General features: G+C 39.0%; 17 protein-coding genes. 12 read left to right on the top strand and 5 right to left on the bottom strand.

Annotated elements, in window-relative coordinates; all coding sequences use genetic code 11:
* The first annotated feature begins 196 nt into the window (after positions 1 to 196).
* Positions 197 to 1,318: a 5-(carboxyamino)imidazole ribonucleotide synthase gene (locus TEGAF0_RS02100; RefSeq protein ID WP_264899667.1), complete on the top strand. Its 1,122-nt coding sequence runs from the start codon at positions 197 to 199 to the stop codon at positions 1,316 to 1,318.
* A 37-nt stretch (positions 1,319 to 1,355) separates the two neighbouring features.
* Here the strand turns inward: TEGAF0_RS02100 and TEGAF0_RS02095 are convergent, their stop codons facing one another.
* The gene (locus tag TEGAF0_RS02095) at positions 1,356 to 2,306 is read right to left on the bottom strand and encodes a DUF3078 domain-containing protein (RefSeq protein WP_264899665.1); all 951 of its coding nucleotides are present in this window, start codon (positions 2,304 to 2,306) and stop codon (positions 1,356 to 1,358) included.
* A 114-nt stretch (positions 2,307 to 2,420) separates the two neighbouring features.
* Between TEGAF0_RS02095 and miaB the strand changes: the two genes are divergently transcribed.
* From miaB to TEGAF0_RS02060, 7 genes are all read left to right on the top strand, one after another.
* A complete protein-coding gene (miaB, locus tag TEGAF0_RS02090; protein WP_264899663.1) occupies positions 2,421 to 3,848 on the top strand; it encodes a tRNA (N6-isopentenyl adenosine(37)-C2)-methylthiotransferase MiaB in 1,428 nt (475 codons plus the stop codon).
* A 10-nt stretch (positions 3,849 to 3,858) separates the two neighbouring features.
* Positions 3,859 to 5,145: a sigma-54 interaction domain-containing protein gene (locus tag TEGAF0_RS02085; RefSeq protein ID WP_264899661.1), complete on the top strand. Its 1,287-nt coding sequence runs from the start codon at positions 3,859 to 3,861 to the stop codon at positions 5,143 to 5,145.
* Positions 5,129 to 5,650 (top strand): LPS assembly lipoprotein LptE, encoded by a 522-nt coding sequence (gene lptE / locus TEGAF0_RS02080; RefSeq protein ID WP_264899659.1) that lies wholly within the window; start codon positions 5,129 to 5,131, stop codon positions 5,648 to 5,650. The genes TEGAF0_RS02085 and lptE overlap by 17 nt, the downstream gene beginning before the upstream one ends.
* A gap of 26 nt (positions 5,651 to 5,676) precedes the next feature.
* Positions 5,677 to 6,807 carry a hypothetical protein gene (locus tag TEGAF0_RS02075; RefSeq protein WP_264899657.1) on the top strand — a complete coding sequence of 377 codons (1,131 nt, stop codon included), beginning with the start codon at positions 5,677 to 5,679 and terminating at the stop codon, positions 6,805 to 6,807.
* Position 6,808: 1 nt separating this feature from the next.
* The gene (secG, locus tag TEGAF0_RS02070; protein WP_264899655.1) at positions 6,809 to 7,162 is read left to right on the top strand and encodes a preprotein translocase subunit SecG; all 354 of its coding nucleotides are present in this window, start codon (positions 6,809 to 6,811) and stop codon (positions 7,160 to 7,162) included.
* Between the two features lie 66 nt (positions 7,163 to 7,228).
* Positions 7,229 to 8,302: an endolytic transglycosylase MltG gene (gene mltG / locus TEGAF0_RS02065; protein WP_264899654.1), complete on the top strand. Its 1,074-nt coding sequence runs from the start codon at positions 7,229 to 7,231 to the stop codon at positions 8,300 to 8,302.
* Positions 8,302 to 9,255: a YihY/virulence factor BrkB family protein gene (locus tag TEGAF0_RS02060; RefSeq protein ID WP_264899652.1), complete on the top strand. Its 954-nt coding sequence runs from the start codon at positions 8,302 to 8,304 to the stop codon at positions 9,253 to 9,255. The genes mltG and TEGAF0_RS02060 overlap by 1 nt, the downstream gene beginning before the upstream one ends.
* Here TEGAF0_RS02060 and TEGAF0_RS02055 read toward each other — a convergent pair.
* On the bottom strand, positions 9,240 to 9,788 hold the full coding sequence (locus tag TEGAF0_RS02055) for a TrmH family RNA methyltransferase (protein ID WP_264899650.1): 549 nt from the start codon (positions 9,786 to 9,788) through the stop codon (positions 9,240 to 9,242). The genes TEGAF0_RS02060 and TEGAF0_RS02055 overlap by 16 nt on opposite strands.
* Positions 9,789 to 9,942: 154 nt before the next feature.
* Between TEGAF0_RS02055 and TEGAF0_RS02050 the strand changes: the two genes are divergently transcribed.
* Complete coding sequence (locus tag TEGAF0_RS02050) at positions 9,943 to 10,479, top strand: hypothetical protein (RefSeq protein WP_264899648.1); 537 nt, start codon at positions 9,943 to 9,945, stop codon at positions 10,477 to 10,479.
* Positions 10,480 to 10,485: 6 nt separating this feature from the next.
* Here TEGAF0_RS02050 and TEGAF0_RS02045 read toward each other — a convergent pair whose 3' ends face one another.
* Together TEGAF0_RS02045 and TEGAF0_RS02040 are read right to left on the bottom strand one after the other, a co-directional pair.
* Positions 10,486 to 11,268: a queuosine precursor transporter gene (locus TEGAF0_RS02045; RefSeq protein WP_264899646.1), complete on the bottom strand. Its 783-nt coding sequence runs from the start codon at positions 11,266 to 11,268 to the stop codon at positions 10,486 to 10,488.
* The gene (locus TEGAF0_RS02040) at positions 11,265 to 11,552 is read right to left on the bottom strand and encodes a hypothetical protein (protein WP_037351639.1); all 288 of its coding nucleotides are present in this window, start codon (positions 11,550 to 11,552) and stop codon (positions 11,265 to 11,267) included. The genes TEGAF0_RS02045 and TEGAF0_RS02040 overlap by 4 nt, the downstream gene beginning before the upstream one ends.
* A gap of 39 nt (positions 11,553 to 11,591) precedes the next feature.
* Between TEGAF0_RS02040 and TEGAF0_RS02035 the strand changes: the two genes are divergently transcribed.
* Genes TEGAF0_RS02035 through TEGAF0_RS02025 form a run of 3 tightly spaced genes read left to right on the top strand, consistent with a single transcriptional unit; the run spans position 11,592 to position 16,155 of the window.
* The gene (locus TEGAF0_RS02035; RefSeq protein ID WP_264899643.1) at positions 11,592 to 14,078 is read left to right on the top strand and encodes a YfhO family protein; all 2,487 of its coding nucleotides are present in this window, start codon (positions 11,592 to 11,594) and stop codon (positions 14,076 to 14,078) included.
* Complete coding sequence (locus TEGAF0_RS02030; RefSeq protein WP_264899642.1) at positions 14,078 to 15,238, top strand: glycosyltransferase; 1,161 nt, start codon at positions 14,078 to 14,080, stop codon at positions 15,236 to 15,238. The genes TEGAF0_RS02035 and TEGAF0_RS02030 overlap by 1 nt, the downstream gene beginning before the upstream one ends.
* Positions 15,235 to 16,155 carry a glycosyltransferase family 2 protein gene (locus tag TEGAF0_RS02025; RefSeq protein ID WP_264899640.1) on the top strand — a complete coding sequence of 307 codons (921 nt, stop codon included), beginning with the start codon at positions 15,235 to 15,237 and terminating at the stop codon, positions 16,153 to 16,155. The genes TEGAF0_RS02030 and TEGAF0_RS02025 overlap by 4 nt, the downstream gene beginning before the upstream one ends.
* Before the next feature lie 65 nt (positions 16,156 to 16,220).
* Here TEGAF0_RS02025 and TEGAF0_RS02020 read toward each other — a convergent pair whose 3' ends face one another.
* Positions 16,221 to 17,048: an alpha/beta hydrolase gene (locus tag TEGAF0_RS02020; protein ID WP_264899638.1), complete on the bottom strand. Its 828-nt coding sequence runs from the start codon at positions 17,046 to 17,048 to the stop codon at positions 16,221 to 16,223.
* Positions 17,049 to 17,124 lie beyond the last annotated feature (76 nt).

The following is a 17,124-nucleotide window of genomic DNA, read 5'->3' as shown; positions in this document are numbered from 1 at the left end:
AAAGAGGGTTACCGTAAAAAGAGTGGCTGACATTAATTTAACTACTAAATGGTTAAATATAGCCCTGATATTACCATTGCATCAATGACTAATCGTCAAAGCCTCTATCAGCAGGTTATAAGCAACTCGCAAATCGCTGAATCGCTTATGTGGATAATCGGGTAACATACCTGCAAATTTAACTATCTTTATCCTTATGAAAGTCGGAATTCTGGGAGGTGGCCAGTTAGGTCGCATGTTATTGCAGGCAGCTGCCAATTATACTGTTGAAACCCATGTGCTGGAAAACGATGAAAATTGTCCATCTGCACATCTTTGTCATCACTTTACAAAAGGGGATATTACAGATTTTGATACGGTTTATCAATTTGGCAAAGGTCTTGATGCCATTACGATTGAAATTGAAGCCGTTAACGTTGACGCTCTAGAAAAACTACAGTCAGAAGGAGTAAAAGTGTATCCTCATCCCTCTGCTATCAGAACTATCAAAAATAAAATTGTCCAAAAGGAATTCTACAGATCCAATGGTATTCCTAGTTCTGATTTTATAATTACGCAGACAAAGTCCGATGTTTTAAACCACCTGGATTTTCTACCTGCTGTTCATAAAATTGGGGAAGGAGGTTATGATGGAAAAGGAGTTCAAATTATCAATGACGTATATGACGCTGACAAGGCATTTGATGCCCCCAGCGTCCTGGAGAAAAAAGTGCGGATCAAAAAAGAAATTGCAATGATTATTGCAATGAACGATAAGGGCGAAACCAGTTTATTCCCGGCATCAGAAATGATGGTTAATCCTGTATTAAATTTACTTGACTATCAAGTAAGTCCTGCGCTGATTCCGGAAAAAGTACTTTGGGTAGTAGAAGCAATTGCCATTAAACTAGTAAAAGCTTTGAATAGTCCTGGATTATTTGCTGTTGAAATGTTCATAGACGACAAAGATGAAGTTTGGGTAAATGAAACTGCTCCAAGAGTACATAATAGCGGACACCATACCATTGAAGCCAATTACAGCAGTCAATACGATATGTTATGGAGAATCATGCTTCAGTATCCTTTAGGTAATACAGATCCGATTTTACCAGCGGCTATTATCAATATCATTGGCGACGAAGGTCATAGTGGGAAAGCCGTATATGAAGGTTTAGAAGAAGTGTTGAAAATTGAAAATGCATTCGTGCATTTATATGGTAAGTCTACTACTAAACCCGGCAGAAAAATGGGACATGTAACCGTTATGCATAAAGACTATCAGGATTTAACCCATAAAGCCAATAAAATAAAAAATCTACTTCGAGTTATCACCCGATAACAGCTTTTAGTAATACTGCCGTATAGGAAAATCTGGCTTAGCTTTTTTTTGTATTGATTGGCTTTAAAAAGCCAATCCCAATCAGACTTTTGGTCTGTAATCCTGGAGATTTTTTGGTGGGGCCAAACAATCTTACATCATCGTCATAAATTAAGTCGAGACTGTAAGTAGCCGAAAAGAATTTATTGATTTTGAACGAGAATAAATTCGTCATAAAAAGGTCCACATTCTGCGGACTGTTCTGGTAATTGGAAAAGAGATCCATCTTACCCTTATAAGTGATGTTCTTGGCAATTTCATTGCTGTAATTCAGCGTGACAAAAGCACCTATCTGATTAAAAGATCCTGCACCCGGTGGCACACCATATCCCCCGCGGTCAGATAATGCTTTGTTTGCAAGCACAATCCATCTTGATGTAAGTGGGGAAATAAAAACCGATAAATAAGGATCGGGTTTATAATCAAAACCAGCTGACAAAATAATATATGCGGGTGAAAGGAGCGAAGAAGTAAAGGTTGGAATATTGTTATTGAAGGTATACCCATCAAAAAACTGTGATCTGAAATTAATCAGCGTAGAAACATACCATTTTCCGGACGAGTCCATTTTATATCCGTATTTGCTTAAATAGTCAATACGGTCATCATTTTTACGACTCCCCAAACTAGTGCTTTGGATATATCCCAGATTAATATCGACTGAATTATCCCAGAAATGACGCTTCTGCTTGTATAGAATAAAATAATTCATGTAGCCATTGGCAGACAGGGAAAAATTATCACCCCCTGCAGCCCAGTTGCTCAATGAGCCTTGAGCAAGATTGAAACTGAATAGCCCCCCTCTTTTCCATTTCCAGCCTGTTGTGTCATTGTCCTTTTTTATTGTTCGATTGATCTCTCTTTTTAATGCCTGAACCACATTGTCCTGCCCTCTCACAATAAATCCGGTTGTTAACAAAAGGGTTAACCACAGGAAAAATATTCTCATGTGCGCTTATTTCTGTTCCAAATATAATAAACCCCTGCTATTTTAGAGGATTTAACGCTGACAAACTGACATAAACAAGGGAATAATTGTACATTTGTATCTTAATTAACAAGAATGGAACTGGCGGAATTAATGAATAAAACACACGATGAATCCAGACAGGGTGAAGCGTTTCAGGCGGCTGAATCTCCTGCTGATTTTCAAAAAAAGTTTTACATAGAAAGTTATGGTTGTGCTATGAACTTTTCGGATAGTGAAGTAGTGGCTGCCATACTACAGGAAAACCAGTTCAGCGCTACCCCTCAATTTGAGATGGCAGACCTGGTTTTAATTAATACCTGCTCTATCAGAGAAAAAGCAGAACAAACCATCAGAAAAAGACTTACTGAATTCAGAAAGGTAAAAAAGACCCGTCCGGGCATGTTGATTGGGGTGTTGGGATGCATGGCAGAAAGACTGAAAGCTCAATTACTTGAACAGGAAAAACTGGTAGATCTGGTAATTGGACCCGATGCTTACCGATCATTGCCCGCTTTAATTGAAGAAGCGTCTTCAGGACAAAAGGGGGTAAATGTATTGCTGAGCAGGGAAGAAACCTATGGAGATATTTCTCCGGTTCGTTTAAACAGCAATGGCATCACCGCATTTGTATCTATCACCAGAGGATGTAACAATATGTGTAGTTTCTGTGTGGTTCCTTTTACCCGTGGAAGAGAAAGAAGCAGATCAGCAGACTCCATTATTCAGGAGATTCAGCAGCTGGTAGATACAGGATATAAAGAAGTTACGCTTTTGGGTCAGAACGTAGATAGCTACTATTGGGAAGATGAAGAAAAAAAGCAGATGGTAACTTTTGCCAATTTGCTTGAAATGGCTGCCCTGGTAAGCCCTGAACTGAGAATTCGTTTCAGTACTTCTCACCCCAAAGACATCACAGACGATGTGCTGATAACCATGGCAAAATATGAAAATATTTGCAAGTGCATTCACTTACCTGTTCAGAGCGGAAGTACTCGACTGCTACAGTTAATGAACAGAACTTATTCCAGAGAATGGTACCTGGCTAAAGTAGACAGAATTAGAGAACTTTTACCCGACTGTGGAATTACTTCGGACATGATTGCCGGATTTTGTACTGAAACAGAAGAAGACCACAAGGATACATTGAGCCTGATGGACTACTGTGGTTTTGATATGAGCTATATGTACTTCTACAGTGAAAGACCCGGAACACTGGCTGCCAGAAGATTTAAAGACGATATTTCGCTGGAAGTAAAAAAAAGAAGGCTACAGGAAATTGTTGACAAACAAGGTGAGTTATCTACCAGAAACAATCAACGAGATATTGGTAAGACATTTAAGATATTGATTGAAGCTGACTCGAAAAGAGACTCCGGTGACTGGACAGGAAGAACCAGTCAAAATAAAATAACCGTTTTCCCAAAATCGAGCAGTCTGCAAAAACCGGGCGATTATGTTTGGGTTAACATAACAGACTGCACAAGGGCTACCCTATTGGGAAAAATAGTTGATCATCCATAAACTGATATAAATGGATTTACAAAGTATAAAAAATCGTTTTGGCATTATTGGTAATTCTACCGCACTGAATCATGCATTAAATACCGCTGTGCAGGTGGCTGCCACCGATTTAACGGTATTAATTGTAGGGGAAAGCGGTGTTGGTAAAGAAGTTTTTTCACAAATCATTCATTCACTTTCTTCTAGAAAGCACAATCCATTTATTGCCGTTAACTGCGGAGCTATTCCGGAAGGCACCATTGATTCCGAATTATTCGGCCACGAAAAAGGTGCATTTACAGGTGCAGTGGATAGCAGAAAAGGCTATTTTGAAACGGTGAATGGCGGTACTCTGTTCATGGATGAAATTGGCGAAATGCCATTGGGCACACAGGCTAGACTACTTCGTGTGCTGGAAACAGGCGAGTTCATTAGAGTAGGTAGCTCCAAAGTTCAGAAAACAGATGTAAGGGTAATTGCAGCAACCAACAGAGAGCTTCTGGATTTTACACAAAAAGGAAAATTCAGAGAAGACCTTTATTATAGATTAAGTACGGTACCTATCCGCGTTTCTTCATTGAGAGACCGCAAGGAAGATATTTTATTGCTATTCAGAAAATTTGCTGTTGATTTTGCGGAAAGATATAAAACCACACCGGTGCAGCTGGATGAAGATGCCAGGCAAATGCTTATCAATTATCCATGGCCTGGTAACATCAGAGAACTTAAAAATATAGCAGAACAGATATCCGTATTGAGTCAGTCGAATATGGTGAATGGAAGAGAAATGAGCCTGTTTCTTCCGGATAAAAAAGAAAACAGAATGCCCATGATTGCAGGTGCACCTGCTACCGGAGAATTTGCCAACGAAAGGGAGATTTTATACAAACTATTTTTCGATATGAAAAAAGACGTAACGGAATTGAAAAAGATGTTTGTTGAAATATTACAGAACCCTTCCCTGGCAGGCGCAGCAGCCAATTTTACAAAAGAATCCATTTTAAACGATTATTCACCTGCTGTAAATGAAGTGCCGATTATCAATACAGTAAATGCTGGCAATTCACCCGTTAATTCAGGTAGTAATCTATTGCCTTCACAACATACAGTCACTTCTGCTCCGGTGATTCTTCACGAAGATGCTATTCAAATGCATGAAGAAATAGAAGAATCCCTCAATATAATGGACAAGGAAAAAGAGTTGATTGTAAAAGCCTTGAAAAAGCACAGAGGAAAACGAAAAGATGCATCTATAGATTTGGGAATCAGCGAAAGAACCTTATACAGAAAATTGAAAGAATATGATATTGACGAATAAAATAAAGTATTGCTTCTTTACTGCAACCATCATCCTCGTAGTTTTACTGCAAGGATGCTTTGTTTATAAATTCAATGATGCTGTTATACCTACAAATGTAAAAACAGTAAAGATTGGTTTTATTGACAACAAAGCCAGGTATGTAAATCCGCAACTGAGTCCCAAACTAACAGACAAATTGCAAGCTAAGATTACCAGTCAAACTAAACTTACTAGAACCAACAATGACGATGCCGATTATGTAATTAATGGCAGCATCACCAATTACGATCCCAGTCAGACTGTGGGTGTATCTGCTCAGCAGGCTAGCACCAACCGATTAACTGTTACGGTTCACATTGTACTTAGAAAGACCCTTGAGAATAAAGTAGAAGAATTTGATGTTACCAGAAGTTTTGACTTCTCAGCCAATTTAACGTTACAGCAGGCCGAGGGACAACTACTAGACGAAGTAATTCGGAATATCACAGATGAAATCTTCAACCGAATATTTAATAACTGGTAATAGATAGATTTGTATCTTTATTGTTTATGAAATTTACGCAGGAAAAAGCACTGATGCACTTGACGGGAAATGCCGATTTGTCTTCCACTAAAATGGAAGTAATTGAAAAATTGGTTCACGAATACCCTTTCTTCTCTCCCGGTCAATACCTGTTTGCAGCCAAATTAAAGAAAGATGATCACCCTTTGGTGGGCTCACAGGCCATGAGGACTGCCCTATATTTTACCAACCCTCACTGGCTTCAATTTCAATTAGAAGCATTGAAGGATCCCGGGATTGATCAGGCACCTAAGCAAGAATTGGACACCGCTTTGTTACGATCCATCAGACAAAAAGATCTGGAGTGGGATGAAATGATTAACCTGCCTAAGATTGAAGATACTTTGGAAGATGCCGAAAAATCTTTCGTAGCGCCAGAACTCCCTAATCCAGATATTTCTATTCCAACTATTGAATCGGTTAGAGAATTAATGAAAGGTATTGAACCATTAGATAAGCCTGGAACTATCATTCCAGTTATTCGTGAAAATACCCCTTCTGAACCGGTTGATTATACATTACCGGAAGTACCTTCTTCCGAAAAATTTGATCCTGTTTTCAGCGCGCTAAATCAGACAGAGCAGCCTGCCCCATTGTTACCTGAACAGGAATACAGTGAGGAGGAATACGGAAGCAGAACACAGCACCCCGATCAGGACAAGAGCGACGCCAAAATAGCCAGTATATTGTCGAGCCAACTGGCCGAATTTAAAAAGCCTATAGAAAAGGAAACAGAATTAAACATTGAACCTGTTCAGGATAAGCTGCATACCATCGATTACTTTGCTTCACAGGGTATTCAGATTGATTTGAGCAAGATTCCTCAGGATAAACTGACCACTAAACTGAGACGTTTTACCGATTGGCTTAAGGATATGAAAAACCATCATCCGAATCCGGACGATCTGGGCACTTCACCAGAACAGGAGAAAAAAGTAGCAGAAACCGCACTGGTTTCCAATGAATCAAAGGAAATTCTTACGGAAACAATGGCTGAAGTATTGGCTAAACAGGGTCAGATTGACAAGGCAATTCAGCTATATATTAAATTAAGTTTCTCAAATCCTGAAAAAACCGCTTATTTTGCAGACAAAATTCAACAATTAAAAGGTATTTAAAATGATTTATCTGTTTTTGGTTCTGATTGTGATTGCTGCGGTTGGTCTTGGTTTTATGGTTCTAATCCAAAATCCTAAAGGCGGTGGCCTTGCTGGAAATGTAGGCGGTATCAGCAATCAATTAATGGGAGTTAAACAAACTACCGACGTTTTGGAAAAAGGTACCTGGATTTTCGCTGGTATTATTGCCGTATTAGCATTGTTCTCTACGCTATTTTTAAAGGGTGGTGGTAACGATGTAAATACTGAAGTATTGCAGAAAATCAATACAACTACAACAGCTCCTGCACCTGCAACTAATCAGGCAGCACCTGCAGCAACTGTGCCAGCTACAACAGATAGCAGCAAGAAATAGTTCCAGTTTCTATATAATTTAAACCCTGTCCTTTTCAATGACAGGGTTTTTTATTTAATTTACCTTATGGCAAGAAAAAAAACTGCTTCGAAAAAAAATGCCCCTTCTAAAAAAGGGTTGATTATAGTAATTAGTCTGTTTGCAATAGCTTGTATCGGGTTTGCTGCTCTTTTCTTTCTGCCTGCAACCCGTTTTGAGGAAAAAAGCAGAATGGTAACCATATACAAGGATCAGACACAGAAATCTGCTGTGCTGGCTGCTTTTGAAGAAGCTGGAATACTTAGATTTACTTCTTTGTTAGGCATTGCCGGCGCACCTTTTAATATCTGGGATAAGATGAAACCTGGCAGATATGAAATTAAAAAAGGGCAAAGTATCATTGATATTGTAAGAATGCTAAAGAATGGAAGACTGGCCGAAGTAAAACTGATCATCAACAGAGTTAGAACCAAGCAGGAATTCGCCAAGTTAATTAGTAAACAGTTTTTTACAGATTCATCGGAAGTGCTTCATTTTTTGCAATCAGCTGATTCATTGGCTTCACTGGATCTGGACACCACTTTGCTTTTTACTAAAATCATTCCAGATACATACAATTTTTATGCTGATGCAACCATGCCTGTCATTCTGGAGAAATTAAAGGCCGCATCAACCAGATTCTGGCTAAAAAACAACAGACTGCAAAAAGCTGAATCTTTGGGATTAAGTCCTGAACAGGTGTATATATTGGCCTCTATTGTAGATGAGGAAACAAATTTTTCTGAAGACAAATATAAAATTGCCAGTGTCTATTTAAACCGGCTGGCTAAACAAATGCCATTACAGGCTTGCCCTACCATTAAATACGCAATGAACGATTTTACCATTACCCGTATTTACGAAAAGTACCTCAGCAATCCTTCGCCCTACAATACATATAGAGTAAAAGGACTTCCACCAGGTCCTATTGGCACCCCATCTCCTAAAACCATTGATATAGTTTTAGACGCTCCCAAAACCAGTTATATTTATTTTGTAGCTAAAAGCGATTTCAGTGGTTATCACCACTTCAGTGACAACTATGAAGAACACAATCGTTATGCAAAAGAATACCAGAAAAAACTTGATGAATACTTGGAGAAAAAAAGAATAGGCAAGTAATGACGAAGCTGGAAAGAATCATAGTAAGTTGGCCTCCGATTGCCTTTCTGATCAGAAAGAGTAAAACCTTTATCATTCCTGGGTTTCAGGGCATACCACTTTATGATGTCATTGTCTTTTTTATTAAGCAGGTAAATAAAATTGGGCTGAATGAAAGAGCTGCGGCCATTTCATTCAATCTGATTATGGCATTACCTGCAACAATTTTATTTCTTTTTTCTATACTCCCCTATTTCCCGGATTTTCTGAATATTAAGCCACAAATCCTTACTTTATTCAAAGACATTAGCCCTAACTCCAATACTTATCGTTTTATTGAAAATATTATAGACGATCTGATGCAAAGAAGCATTGGGGTTTTCTCTTTTGGTTTTTTATTGGTAGTCTATTATGCTTCCAATGCAATGATGTCTTTAATCCTGACATTTGACCGTTCTATTATGGAACATAAACGTTTTTTTCTTCATCAACGTTGGAAAGCCATTCAATTAACCACATTGATTATTATTTTACTGATTGCTTCTACGCTGATTTTACTGGGTCAAGCTCAACTCACTTATTTAATTGGCAAACTTTTCGGGCTTAAAAAGTCCGCTATGCCTTGGCTAAACAGCATTCGATGGCTAGTGATAATGGCTTTGTTTTTTTACAGCATTGCTTTCATATACAAATATGCACCTTCTGTAAAAATCAGATGGAAACTGATTTCACCAGGATCCTTACTGGCAACTACTTTAATTGTAGGTACTACGCTTATTTTTTCTTACTGGGTAAATAATTTCGGCAGCTACAATAAAGTGTACGGATCCATTGGTACCGTCATGATCCTGATGATTCTTGCCTACTTCAATTCATTGATTTTGTTAATCGGATTTGAATTAAATGTGAGTATCACTTACTTAACGCAAAAAGCTGCGCAGCGAAAACTCGAAGAAAATCAATCCGCCGAATAACTAGACCAAAGTGCACGAATACTGTCCGCATTTGGATGGAGAGAGACCTCCTGATTGTAGAGCCCGGCTTCTTTCCTTTGTCTGTAGGCTTCATAAATAGAAACAGCACAGGCCACAGATATATTTAAACTGGGAATCATTCCTACCTGAGGAATCACAAAATTACCATCTGCAAGATTGCGGGCCGCTTCAGATACCCCATTGTGTTCATTCCCAAATACCAATGCCACTTTTTTGGTAAAATCAAGCTCGTATAAGGAAGCACTAGCTTCCCCCAAAAAAGTAGTATAAATACAATCATACTCTTTTCTTAGCGCCTCAAAACATAGCGCCACATCGTCAAACTGATGTACAGTTAGCCACTTATTGGCACTGCTACTGCTTTTGATGCCAAAATACCCTGATCGGGGCAATTCCGTATTCAAAACATAAATATCCTGAATACCAACAGCATCACAGGTGCGCATGGCTGCGTAAATATTATGTGGATCATGCACATTTTCCATTACAATCGTAAGCCCGGATTGTCTCATTTTCAGTACGGATTCTATCTTTTGTGCTCTTTTTGGGGTCATAATCGTACAAAGGTGTTGGTATTTTAAACCATTTTAGCTCATTATAAAGCAAAATTGCAATTAAGTCTTGATTTATTGATATATTTTTGTCCTGTACCCGTAGTCAAACCCTATGACAACACGTCTAATCCGTGCAGAGAATTTGCTCTGGGCGGTGCCTATCTTATTTGGCCTAATCGCTAACTATGCCGCATACAGCGACGTGGCCATTCTGTTCTTGGATGAAAATTACTACATCCTGAACTTTCCTACTATGATAGGTGTGCTTTTACTTAGTGTGCTTGTTCCTTTTATGATGCACTCCGTTTTAAGAGATCTTGGACAAAGAAGCTTTTTTGCATCCTGGGCACATGTGTTCTTTACCTGTTTGTTGATTTCTACAATATTCCTGATTTATACCTATGCACTGCCCATTAGTCTGAAATGGAAATACTATATGGGAGAACTTCCTGCTTATAAAAAATGGAACTATTACAATAGTCTTGCTATTGGTATTTACGAGTTACTCATTTACATACAGGTTGCCTATGTTATTTATGGAATCAGTGTTCTGGTTCGTCACAGATATGAGCAAAAGAAACAAGAAAAAGCCCACTACGACTATATCATTGAGCATCTTGATCAGAGCAGAACGAATGCTATTGCATAGAAGATGCTATTCATTTGATATACCCATCGCTTCCTTTTTCATTTTCTGTGCCTGTTCTTTACCCAGATAACTTTCAATTTTCTTTTCCAGAAAATAAATAAGTGGGGTTAACAAAATAGCCATCGTAAATTTATAGAGATAATTCACTACTGCAATTGCAAGAACCAGTTGCCAGCTCCAGCCATTCCCAATTTTAAATGCAATAAACAAAACCACAAAACTATCTACCATTTGAGATACCATGGTGGAGCCCGTTGCCCTCAACCAAACCCACTTTTCACCGGTTCTTTTTTTAATTTTATGAAAGACAGTTACATCTACAATCTGACTAACCAAGAAAGCAGTCAGACTCCCCACAATAATCCACATCCCCTGCCCGAAAATGCTTCCGAAAGCAGATTGCATATTTGTTACCCCTTTATCTACGCCGGATAAAATCCAGAAATCTGCCGGCGGTATTTCCATAGCAGCATAAAACATAATAAAGGCATAGAGAATAAGCACCACAGCTGTATAACTAATTCGCTTAACCGACTTAGGGCCGTAATATTCATTCACAATATCTGTGATTACAAATTCGAGCGGCCAGAGCAAAACGCCACAAGTCAGGTTGAATGCGAGTCCTGATTGACCCAGTATGGTGAAATTGAATGGGGAAATACCCAATAATTTCTCTAGTGAAAATATCTTTCCACCAATACACTCGGCAATCAGGGCATTGGCAACAAAAAATGCGGTAATGCCAAGAAATAGCTTGGTTGGCTTGTCGTTTAAAATTTTACTGATCACGATGGCAGAATAAAGTAAACAAAAAACTGAATCAACAGGATGACTACATTAAAAATAGCAATCCAGTTGGGTATTCGAATAGCGGACTTGCTTAGTAACACCAATCCGTACCAGAAGTTCGCTACCATATTTTGAATGGGCGCTACCATCCATCCCAACAAAAGTACCAATCCACTGATTTCCTTATTGGGGAGGAAATCATATGTGCGCTGAATTACCAGACATAACAAAAACAAAATATTGCAGATAAAAGCCATTCTGGAGGCAAATAAAAGTGGTCTCATGGCATAAAGTTATTAGGTTTGTTGCATATTTTTAGAGCTATGAACAGGATCAATTGGAAAGCGATTATGCCGCATGCGCTGGCGGTGGTGATTTTTTTTGTAGTGGCGCTTATTTATTGCAAACCTGCCCTGGAAGGAAAGGTTCTGCAACAGCACGATGTTACCCAATGGAAGGGGATGGCACAGAATTCCTTTCAGTCAAAGGAAAAAACAGGTCATTTTCCCCTTTGGAGTAATGGAATGTTCAGTGGGATGCCTGCCTATCAAATTACCGGCATCAGTGAGAACCCTATTTCAGTTGGCTATTTGGGAGATATATTTTTAGTGGGTCTTCCAAAACCAGTGGGTGTATTCTTTCTGGCCTGCCTTTGCTTTTATTTCCTTACGCAGGTTTTAAGCATCAATGCCTATATCGGAATCATCAGTGCATTGGGATATACCTATGCTACTTATAATCCAATTATTCTGGCTGCAGGGCACGATACCAAGATGAATGCCATTGCCTATTTACCTGCCATCATTGCCTCATTAATTTTAATCTACGATAAAAAATACATTGCAGGTACCGCATTAACAGCCCTGTTCACGGCATTGCTGCTGGGTGCCAATCACCTGCAGATTACCTATTATGGTTTTATCATCATTCTGTTCATGAGTGTTGCTTTTGCAGTTAAATGCATAAAAGAAAAGGAAAGCTCTCATTTATTAAAATCAGCGGGCCTAGCCATTATGGCGGCCGCACTCGGAATCATGGTGAATGCCGTAACCCTGATTACCACTTATGAATATGCCAAAAAATCCATTCGTGGCGGTAGTGTATTGGCCGACAGTACCACCAATGTAACCAAGACTGGTCTAAGCAAAGACTATGCAATGAGCTATAGTATGTATAAAACTGAGCCCCTGGTAATGATGTTTCCAAGGTTCTATGGGGGAAGCAGCAATCAGCTGGAACTGGCTCAGGAAAAATCCGCTGCCATTGCAGCCCTTCAAAATATGCCTGCGGAACTGGGGCAACAATTGCAAGGCTATTTACATTTCTATTGGGGAGGGATTGAAGGTACTGATGGGCCTCCTTATGCAGGTGCCATCATCTGCTTTTTAGCCTTATTGGGACTGGTAATGGTAGACAGGAAATATACTTACTGGATGGCTGCAGCCATGGTCTTTACCTTGTTGCTTAGTTGGGGTAAATACCTGGAAGGTTTCAATATTGCCATGCTCAAGTATCTGCCCATGTACGATAAATTTAGGGCACCTAGTATGATTCTGGTTGTCCCCACTTTTTTAATGTGTATGCTGGCAGCACTTAGTTTAGATACTATTACAAAAGAAGCTAGCCCTTCTATACTTTGGGAAAAATATAAAAAAGGCCTCTGGGTAGTTGGTAGTGTATTTGCGATTGCAGCCATTGTATATCTGACTGCTGATTTCAGTAATGCTTCAGATAAGATGTTACTTGAGCAAATTGCCAAAATTCCGGATGCATCACAAAGAGCTCAATTGGAAGCGCCGGTAAAAAGTTTTGTAGAAGGCTTACGGTCAGACAGACAAACACTGGCAATGAACGATATGCTCAGGACGCTTTTGTTCAGCCTGGTTGCGGCATTGGCAGTTTTTGCCGTCATCAAACAAAAAATTAAGCCGCTGTATGCAATTATTGCAATTGGCATTTTTGCCTTGATTGATGTATTTGGCATTAATACAAAATACCTGAATGAAAATAATTACCAGGATGCTGTAGAGTATGAAAATAATTTTACACCTTCCCTTGCAGACCTGCAAATATTAAAAGATACAGGATATTATAGGGTATTGAATGTAACCCAGGGGATTTCAAGTGCTTTTAACGGAGGCGCACTCAGCTCTTATTTTCACAAATCCATTGGTGGGTACCATCCTGCCAAACTCAGTATTTATCAGGATTTAATTGAACGTCAGTTGTATAAATTTCCGAATTGTATACCCGTTTTAAATATGCTGAATACGAAGTATATCATAGTACCAGATCAACAAAGCGGTCAACCTTCGGTACAGCAGAACCCGCAAGCACTGGGTGCTGCTTGGCTGGTGAAGTCTTTACAATTTAAAGAATCACCTGTCGCAATTATGGATGAACTAAGCAATTTTAATCCCTCAGAAACAGCTGTACTTTATCAAAAAGACAAAACTGCCATCGGCGCTATTCAATATGATAGCACTGCCAGCATACAACTGGTAAAAGCAGAAAATGATCAGATGAGTTATGCTTTCAATGCTGCTACTAATCAGTTTGCAGTTTTCAGTGAAGTATTCTATGATGCAGGGTGGAAAGCCTATGTTGATGACAAGGAGACTCCTATCTTTCAAACCAACTATGTTTTAAGAGGCATTCAGATTCCTGCTGGGAAACACAATATTGAATTCCGTTTTGAACCTGCTTCTTATTCAGTTGGATCAAAAGCAGCCATTGGGTCCTCTGTTATCATCTGGCTGCTGTTAATAGGTGCCTTAGCTGGAGCTTTCAGAAAACCTAAGAACGCCTAATGAGAGCACCCAATGTTTTGGGCATCGTTTCATTTAAAGTTTTTCCCGCCCATATGGGTGGACAACAATACATTGTTCATTATTACCAATCCCTTGCAAGGTACAGCAAGGTAATAATGGCCATTTCCAGCGACAATATCGGGAAGGACAACAGTATTGCAGGAACGGATATAATGAACAATGATAACTTGCTCCTGTATCCTAACTTGTTTAACCACTGGCATGGTTGGAAGAATCTGTTTAAAATTCCATCCCTGATTACACTAATCAGGAAAGAAGAAATTGAATGGATTTTTATTGATCATAGTTATTTTGGTTGGCTTGGTATTTTGTTGCGTTTTTTTTCGGGCAAAAAGTTTCTTATCAAATCTGCGAATATAGAAGCCATCAGATTCAAAGAGATGGGAAGAAAAGGCTGGCAACTTTATCAGTGGTATGAAAAAAAAGTGCATCAACAGGCCAATTTCAGTTTCTTCATTTCCGAGACGGATAGAGCTTATGCCATTCAACATTGGAAATTGCATCAGAACAAGACAGGTCTGATTCCTTTTGGAACCTATCGCAAAGAACCTTTCACCCCTATCCAGAGAGCAGAATCAAAAAAGGAATTGCTGAAAAAACATCAATTGAAAGATACCACAATTTTATTTTTCTTTAATGGCACGTTGGATTATATACCGAATAAGAAAGCTATTTATGATATTATTCAAAAGCTGATCCCGACGTTGAATACTACGTCATTAACTTATAAAATCATCATTAGTGGGGTTCAGATTGAGCAAGACTTATTAACCCATATTGGAACGATTCCTGAAATTATTTATGAAGGATTTGTAGAAGATATTCAGGCTTATTATGCCGGCACTGATTGCTTTATTTGTCCGGTAAGCTTGGGGGCGGGGGTTAAAACCAAACTCATTGATTCGCTCTCCTCGGGTCTTCCGGTAATAGCATTTAGTAAAAGCGCTGAGGGAATTGAAACTGTGCATGTAAACGGTCAGTTAACGCGTATAAACAATTTTAATTGGCAGGAATTTGCTCAAGCTATGATTGCATTTTCTATGTCAAATAGTAAGCAACAAACTGTTTCAGAGGAATTCTATAAAGAATATCATTGGGATCATATAGTTCAGGAATCCATTTTATCTTTACCGAAATGAATTACCAGCAGCCTGTAATATCAGTAGTCATCTGCACATACAACCGGGCAGTTTATATACCGGAAGCATTGAGCAGTTTGTACAACCAAACGATTGGCAGGAATCAATTTGAAGTAATTGTTGTAAACAACAATTCAACGGATAATACAGCGCAAGTCTGCAAAGATTTCATTGCAACCCATACTGACGGTCAGTTTTATTATACCAATGAACCTCAACAGGGAGCTTCTTTTGCCCGCAACACAGGGGCTGCGCTGGCCAAAGGAGATTTGCTTTGTTTTATGGACGATGATGCCATTGCAAAGCCCGATTATCTGGCCCTTATTCTGGCATTTTATCAGCAGCATCCTGATGCAGGTGGATTAGGCGGAAGGATTGTACCACGCTATATACCGGAAGAACCCAAATGGATGAGTCATTTTGTTTCCTCTCTTGTAGGCAATTTTGATTATAGCAAAGAGGTTTGTGTTTTTAGTCCGAATAAATATCCGCTGGAATCGAATATGATAATTAAGAAATCTGATTTTGAGCAGGTAAAGGGATTTAATACAGCACTACCTGGTGTAAAGGGGACGCTCAGAATTGGAGGCGAAGGAAAAGAATTCTTTCTCAAATTAAAAGCAATAGGTAAAACTATTTATTACCATCCGGACGTAATGGTAGAACATATAGTAGAAACGAAAAAACTAACGCCAGAATACATGTACAGAGTAGCCAGTGGTATTGGCAGAGGAGAAAGAGTCAGGACACTCGAAATCAGCAAATCCACTTATTGGATGAAAATTGTTGAATACCTGTTTAAATTAGGGGCTTCATTTGTATTGGCATTAGGCTATTTACTACAGGGGCATCCTGCCAAAATGAAGCCTGTAGTACAATTCAGAATTGATGCCCTAAAGGGTTTACTGGGTTACTAAAATTATCCGTAATGCTACACCAGCAATCATCTTGATGATGAAACAGCTTGACTTTTACTAATAACTTAATTTTTAACAAGCATTCTTTTAAAATGCTTACTGAAAAAGAGCATCTGGTAGTCGATTGCATTTTCCCAGTATTTCCAATCGTGATTACCTGGCCTTTCAGTGTACTCATGAGCAATATTTAGTTTCAACATTTTTTCATGAACGGCTCTGTTCATAGGCAAGACCCTGTCTTCATTACCGCAATCAATCAATATAGCCAAAGAATCAGCAGGTTTCTGTTCTATTGCATTCAGTACACTCCAGTCGTTCCAGTATTTTTTATTGACAAGCGTATCACCCAATATCTTCTCAACACCATAACCCTGGCGAATAACAGTTACATGTAACGCTCCGCTCATACTTCCTGCACCACTAAAATCTTCCGCATGTCTGAACCCTAAGAACAAAGATCCATGACCACCCATGCTGAGACCAGTTAAAACCCTGCCCTTTCGATTGGGTATGGTTTTGTAATGCTGATCAATATAGGCCGGCAGTTCTTTGGCCACAAAGCTTTCATATCTGAAATTACTATCAACCGGACTATCAAAATACCAGCTGGTTACTGCTCCATCAGGACATACAATCACCATCTGGTATTGATCAGCCAATGCCTTTATATGTGGAACACGCGTTATCCAATTTCTATAACTTCCCCCTGCCCCATGCAACAAATACACAACCGGAAATTGTTGTTTTGCCTGCTGATAGCCGGATGGCAGTACAATAACTGCAGGAATATTTTTTTTCATAGATTTACTGGGTACCATCAAAGTATCTACTTCAGCTGTAAAGCCATTGAATCCCATTAAAATAAAAGAGAGGATTATCCCAAGTTTTTTCATTGCGTGTTTTTTAAGCAATAACGCAACTTATTAATGGAAACAAGTTGCGTTATTATTATCTATATTCAATCGTTTA

The sequence above is a fragment of the Sediminibacterium sp. TEGAF015 genome (genome assembly GCF_025997995.1).
Classification (GTDB): Bacteria; Bacteroidota; Bacteroidia; order Chitinophagales; family Chitinophagaceae; genus Sediminibacterium.
The sequence above is the reverse complement of the archived record's forward strand: the minus strand, read 5'-3'. Positions and strand labels throughout refer to the sequence as shown.